The following is a 5,720-nucleotide window of genomic DNA, read 5'->3' as shown; positions in this document are numbered from 1 at the left end:
GCGGAAGCGCTTGAATCCGGGACTGCCGATCGAGGGATCCTGCGCGAACAGGAAATTGCCCCGCCAGAACCGCTTGCGCGCGACCGTTCCGTCGGGCTGCCCGTCGACGGCAAGAAACACCCCGGCTCCCGTGCCGGACTGCGGGATGCGCTTCACGAGAATGAGAACGTGCCCGTAAGGATCGGCGTAGATCGTTCCGGGACGCAACGTGTCCTCGGTCAGCGCCACCGGATAATAATCGGTGTTGTCGTCGTCGGCAGCGGTCCGGCCATTGCCGGATTGCACGGCGTCGGCGACCGTCCGCGTCACATAGTATTCGAACCCCGGCACGAGCCCTTTCGGCCTCTGCGGAAGCCGTTTGCGCCGCAGGCTTGGGCCCGGTTCCGGCGGGCCGAAGATGCCGAAGAACCCCGCGGGCTCGACCATCCCGTTGCTGCCGCTGGCATCGACCGCCGGCGGCGGCTCCTCGTTCAGGATGTTCCACCACTGCGGACACCGGGGCGGCACCCCGCCGTCGCCGCGCGTGCATTTGGCATAGCCGAACGGCAATCCCAGCTTGAAGGCGAAATAGGCGCGCAGGAAGTAGGGAACGTCCGCGCAATCCGGTTGGATGATCGTCCCCTTCTGGTCCTCGCGCAGGCCGAGATGGTCGAACAGCGCATTGCGCGACCGATCGTGCAGCACCTCGTCCATCGCCTTCCAGGTGAGCTCCTGGTCGAGCGGCGCGTCGAACAGCTTCTCGATCCATGCCGAGTAGAGATTTTCGGTCTCGCGATTCCATTGCCCGCGCAACGGCCAGACGCCCTTTCCGGCGCGCGGGCTGCGCGGCTGCTTGCGCTCGACCACGATCTCGCGGATGACCTCGCGGCATTCGGGTGCGGCGCCTTCGCGCGTGAGCTTCGCCTGCCACGTGCCGGCCTCCGGCGCAGCGATTTCGGCGTACCAGAAATAGGGCGGCCCGCCCTGCCTGTCGGGCGATTGGGCGGCGACCTTTCCCTTGGGCGCGATCAGAACGAGTTCGCCGGCAAGCGGCTTTTCCGTGGCGAAGATGACGCGCAGCGGCGCGCCCTGCCACGGCGCGATCGGAGAGGCGAGAAACGCGAGCCCGAATTCATCGCATGCGGAGGGCGCCTCCTCGGCCCCGGCGCGCGCCGGCACAAAAAGGAAGCACACAAGGGCGCAGGCGATCAGCGGCGATGCGATCGCGGCAAGCGCGTGAGATCGGCGCTCAGGCAGCATGGAACCCCCGTTCCGGCTCCCTCGGCGGCGCATCAAATTACTCCGAAAACGCGGGTGGAAAAACCTCAAATGCACGTGCGCCGCGCGCCACGGGGCGCCTCTGCAAGGCGCTCCGTCTGGGCTAAAGTCGGGGGATGACCAGGCCCGTTCACGGCATGCGGTCCGTTGCGCTTGCGCTCGTCGCGGCCATCGCCGGATCTGCGGCGCAGGGACCTGACGAGCCAAGGACGCCATGCACCGAAGACGCGATGATCGTCTTCGACGCCTCGGGCTCCATGGCCGGCAATACCGTGCAGGGGCTGTTCAGCGATAAGACGCGGATCGACGAGGTCCGCAAGGCGCTGGCCGAGGTGCTGCCCGGGGTCACCCGGTTCCGCAAGATCGGTCTCATCACCTACGGCCCAGGGCCATATGGGCAATGCAACGTCGATCTCGCCTTTCCGCCCGCCCCGAACGCGGCCGACCGCATCATGAGCACGGTGAACGCCCTCAATCCGGCCGGCAAGACGCCGCTCGTTGCGGCCGTCAAGCAGGCCGCCGAGGTGCTCAACTACCGGACCGAAAAGGGCGTCGTCGTACTTTTGACCGACGGCGAGGAAACCTGCGGCGGGGCGCCGTGCGAGCTCGGCAAATGGCTCAAGGCCAACAGCCGCGACCTGACCGTCGACGTCATCGGCTATCAGCTCAAGGGCTTCAGCTGGACCGGGGCGCAGAGCATCCTCGACGTGAAATGCCTGGCCGAGGAGACAGGCGGGCTCTACATCACGGCGAGCAACCGCGAGGACCTCATCAAGGCGTTCGAGAAGACGCTCGGCTGTCCCATGATGTCGTCTGCCGGAGAATCCCTTCGCTGAGGCACCCGACCGGCGCGGCTAACCGCCGCTCGACAGTCGCTCAGCCTTGGCCCGCGGCTTGCCCCATTCATCGAACAGGCACTCATTCGCCTCGAGATCGGCGGCAAAGGTCAGCCACGTTTTGGCGAGGTCCGACCAGATCCGCTTGGCCTCGGGGTCCGTCGTCGACTGCGCCCGCCGCACGCATTCGAGCGCCCTCTGGCGGCATTCGCCGGGATCGGTCTGCCGATCGAGCTGCTGGAGACGGTGGGTCTGCTGCTCGCGCGCATCGTCGAGTGCAACCAGCCTCTTCTTCAGGTCAGGCCGCCCAGCAAGCGCCGATTTTGGCGGCGACACCGGCGCGGCGGCAGGGGCCGACACGGGCCTCGATTTGACCCTTCCGAACAGGGCGTAGCGGAAGGCGCCGAGAAGTCGCGCCACGAAGAGGCGGAGAGGCGCGAGCCTATCCCCCTTCGCTTCGGCCACCTCGGCCGCAAGTTCCCGTCTCAGCTTCAGGTTCTCCTGAAGGGCCTTCTTCAGGTCGGTACTGCTTGAAGTCATTGCTGTTTTAGGTCAGTTCCCCCACTTGCTTCAGCATAGCATCACGGCATGACCAAACTTGGAAATCCTGAACTTATCCACACCCCCGGCATGATCGCTCGCCGAGCCGGTCCGGGGAAGAGGCCGCGATGCACGTCGGCGGCGTCGCGATAGCGAGAGATAGCGCCCGGACCTCAGCGAGCAATTTGCCTGCACGCCAGGAACCTTTGCCCGGTTGCGGCGTTGCCCGGTTCATCGACACGAAACTCCAGTAGCACGTCGTGTCCAAGTCGCATGCGTTCCTCGGGGGGTGGGACACATGTTACAGGCATTCCTCAACCAGCAAGCTGTTCGTCGCGCGCACAACCGCGCCTACAGAAAAGCCGTCGACGATTGCCTCAGGCTGCTCTTTTGCGGCTTTCCGCATGGGGTGCTGCCCTCGTTGCGGCAGCGAATGGGAGAATTGGCTCTCGTGCGGCGGGGGCAAGTCGAAGGGACCAACGCCCGCGCCTGCTCCGTTCAAGTTGCGGTGCTCCTGATCAGGAGGATCATCGGACGCTTGAGTGCGAGGGAGCGGCAAGAACTCTCGCTCGCTTTCCTCAAGAACGACGCCGGCAACCCGACCTACAAGGGCTTCAAGTACATGTTCCTGGTGCTTGAGCAAATGAACGTCTCGCCCGCGCTCGCCTCGTATCTGAAATCCGAGGTGGCAGGCCAGCTTCGCGGCATGTCTCAGCAGGCAATCTTCAACGCCTGGGTCGATGCGCAGATCGGCGGCGTCATCAACCAATTGCGCGAGCAATGTCTCAAGGAGGCCGAGCTCAAAAAAGACCTTTGGCAGTGAGGCGGCGGAGCTTCGACCGCCCGAGGGAGCACTCATCGCGCCCCCGCCATGCCCTTAAGCGCGAGTTCGCTGATGAGGTCGGTCAAACGGGCGACAAAGGCCTCGTCGATCTTCAGACTGAACGGCGGCTTCATGAACTGCTCGCGATTGCGCACGAACACGCTGCATTGACCCATCAGCGACAGCGCGGCGCACATGGCGTCCTGCTCCGAGGTCTCCGGCGGCAGGAAGCGGCGCACCAGCTCGATGGCGCTGGCGAGAAACGGCATCGCGCCCGTCTTGACGAAATTCGTCAGCACCTTGCTCGGCCGCACGTTCTCCCAGGCGAAGATCTTGATATAGCGGCTCACCTGATCGCGGGCCAAGAGCGGCCGCAGCTGCTGGTGCACGAAACGGCGCAGGGCCTCCTCGCGCGGCAGCTCCTTGAGCGTCTCGAGGTCGAAGGTGTCGAGCCTCAGATAGCCGTCGAAGGCGACCTTGAGCACCTCGCCGTACAGGCCCTCCTTGCCCTTGAAGTGGTAGCTGATCGCCGCCTGGTTGACGCGCGCCTTGGCGACGATGGCCCGGATGCTGGTGGCGTCGTAGCCGCGCTCGGCGAACAGCGCGATCGCCGCCTTCAGGATCTGCTGCCTGGTATGGTCGGATGGCCTGGACATCTGCCTCGCCAACAAATTCAAACAGTCGTTTGAATTCACTTTAGCCGCATCCCCCCGCCCGTGCAATCGCGGGCCTCGCGACCTCTCGTCCCCCACAATTTTCCCGCCGGCTCCGCCCACGGTCACGCTTTGGTCATAAACGAGTGTTTGAATTTCAAATGATCGTTTGAAACACCCTGTAACAGAGATTGACCGGTAAGCGAGATGGCAAAAGCGAGGGAAATGACTCAGTCCGCCGGCGCGTCGCAGACCGCGGTGTCGGCAACCTGGCAGGCGCTGAGCAAGGCGTTGTTCGACCCCTATCGGCCCGAGTTGCACTACATGCGCGGGCCCGGGCCGAAATGGCACGAGAAGCATGACGCTGCGGAGGCTCCCACCCGGTCTCCGGCCGTGAATAGAGCCTTGATGGCGGGTCTCCGGCCCTAGGCAGATTCAGGGCGGCTCTCCAACCCCCCAGCCCCTCCGCCCTGCGAACCCGCGGCGCTCGTCTTCAAGCACCTGGCGAGCGCCGCGGCCCCCACCTCGTCCCCGCACCGCACAATTCTCGCAACGACATCTTTCGCCCACGCCGTTCGTGGCGCGCATCCCTCCGGGCAGGATTTATCGCCTCGCCGCGTTGACGCGCGAGGTCATGTCAAAGAACGTTCCCCCGGCTTGCCCTCGGGCTCGATCCGAGGGAGGGGACGGCGCGCCGAAAAGCGCAAACCTATGGTGTCCGTGTTCCTTTTGGGAGACACGGCGGGCGCCTCCCGGCGCGCCAGCAAGCGCTCTTTTGGGTGCGCTACCGCGCCTTGCGCTACTTGAGCGCATAACGCAGCTTCCGCGCCCTTCGAGCGCATGCTTATTTCGCGGCGTTCTCACTACGGCACCGGGCCCCGCTTTCTCCTTTGCATCCAGCCGCTGCCGAAGGCCGACCGGCCCGGTAACGCATGACGCAAAGTCGTCAGCCAGCTCCTGGCAGGACCTCTTATTGGGTCCGGGGGGAGCTCCGTTGCCGCCCGAGCGCTTCGTTGCGACGAAGCCCGCAGGCGCCGCCCCTCGTCCCGCTTTCGCAACGCCTCGCGAGAACGCCCCTCAGCGGACGAGGTGGATGCATTGTAACCGGCGCTTGAGGACCGGGGATAAGCAGCCGCGAACTCGCCGCCCCGGCGCAAGCCGGGGGCAACAAGCACCGAGCAAGCGCCTCTGCACCTTCTTTCGCCGGGATGACGGAGCCCTGGTGAACGGGAGGGATAACGCGCGGGCGCGAGTTGACCGGAACGGAACTTCGGGCCGAGGATGGCGGACGTTTGCGCGAATCGCGAGGGCGGCCGAGCGGGGGCAGCGCTTGTCTGAGCAGAAAGAGGAAGCGCGCTTCATCCCGAAGAGCCGGCTCGAGGCGCTGACCGATGGCGTCTTCGCCTTCGCCATGACGCTGCTCGTGGTCAATATCGAGCTGCCGCAAGACTTCCACCCCAAGACCAATCGGGAGTTCCTCGACGGGCTGACCGGCGTCTCCGACACCTTCACCGCCTATCTCATCACCTTCTTCGTCCTGGTCGGCTTCTGGTCGGGGCGCGCGCAAGTGACCGGGGAACCCGAGGCGGCGAGCCCTGCCTACACGCGGGC

The 5,720-nt window shown here is 65.3% G+C and carries 6 protein-coding genes and 1 pseudogene; 4 read left to right on the top strand and 3 right to left on the bottom strand.

Annotation, left to right across the window (positions count from 1 at the left end):
• Nucleotides 1-1,239, bottom strand: a pseudogene (locus VFB18_RS03365) (hypothetical protein); the annotation flags it as partial.
• Nucleotides 1,240-1,373: 134 nt separating this feature from the next.
• On the opposite strand from VFB18_RS03365, the gene VFB18_RS03360 reads away from it, so the two are divergent.
• Nucleotides 1,374-2,093: a vWA domain-containing protein gene (locus tag VFB18_RS03360; protein ID WP_324971019.1), complete on the top strand. Its 720-nt coding sequence runs from the start codon at nucleotides 1,374-1,376 to the stop codon at nucleotides 2,091-2,093.
• Between the two features lie 18 nt (nucleotides 2,094-2,111).
• Here VFB18_RS03360 and VFB18_RS03355 read toward each other — a convergent pair whose 3' ends face one another.
• Complete coding sequence (locus tag VFB18_RS03355; protein ID WP_324971017.1) at nucleotides 2,112-2,633, bottom strand: hypothetical protein; 522 nt, start codon at nucleotides 2,631-2,633, stop codon at nucleotides 2,112-2,114.
• A gap of 451 nt (nucleotides 2,634-3,084) precedes the next feature.
• Between VFB18_RS03355 and VFB18_RS03350 the strand changes: the two genes are divergently transcribed.
• Complete coding sequence (locus VFB18_RS03350; RefSeq protein WP_324971015.1) at nucleotides 3,085-3,456, top strand: hypothetical protein; 372 nt, start codon at nucleotides 3,085-3,087, stop codon at nucleotides 3,454-3,456.
• Between the two features lie 32 nt (nucleotides 3,457-3,488).
• Here the strand turns inward: VFB18_RS03350 and VFB18_RS03345 are convergent, their stop codons facing one another.
• A complete protein-coding gene (locus tag VFB18_RS03345) occupies nucleotides 3,489-4,112 on the bottom strand; it encodes a TetR/AcrR family transcriptional regulator (RefSeq protein WP_324971013.1) in 624 nt (207 codons plus the stop codon).
• Nucleotides 4,113-4,334: 222 nt separating this feature from the next.
• Between VFB18_RS03345 and VFB18_RS03340 the strand changes: the two genes are divergently transcribed.
• Nucleotides 4,335-4,538: a hypothetical protein gene (locus VFB18_RS03340; protein ID WP_324971011.1), complete on the top strand. Its 204-nt coding sequence runs from the start codon at nucleotides 4,335-4,337 to the stop codon at nucleotides 4,536-4,538.
• A 901-nt stretch (nucleotides 4,539-5,439) separates the two neighbouring features.
• On the top strand, nucleotides 5,440-5,720 hold a 281-nt coding region (locus tag VFB18_RS03335), incomplete at its 3' end, for a TMEM175 family protein (RefSeq protein WP_324971009.1).

Source organism: Methyloceanibacter sp., from assembly GCF_035650995.1.
Lineage (GTDB): Bacteria > Pseudomonadota > Alphaproteobacteria > Rhizobiales > Methyloligellaceae > Methyloceanibacter.
The sequence above is the reverse complement of the archived record's forward strand: the minus strand, read 5'-3'. Positions and strand labels throughout refer to the sequence as shown.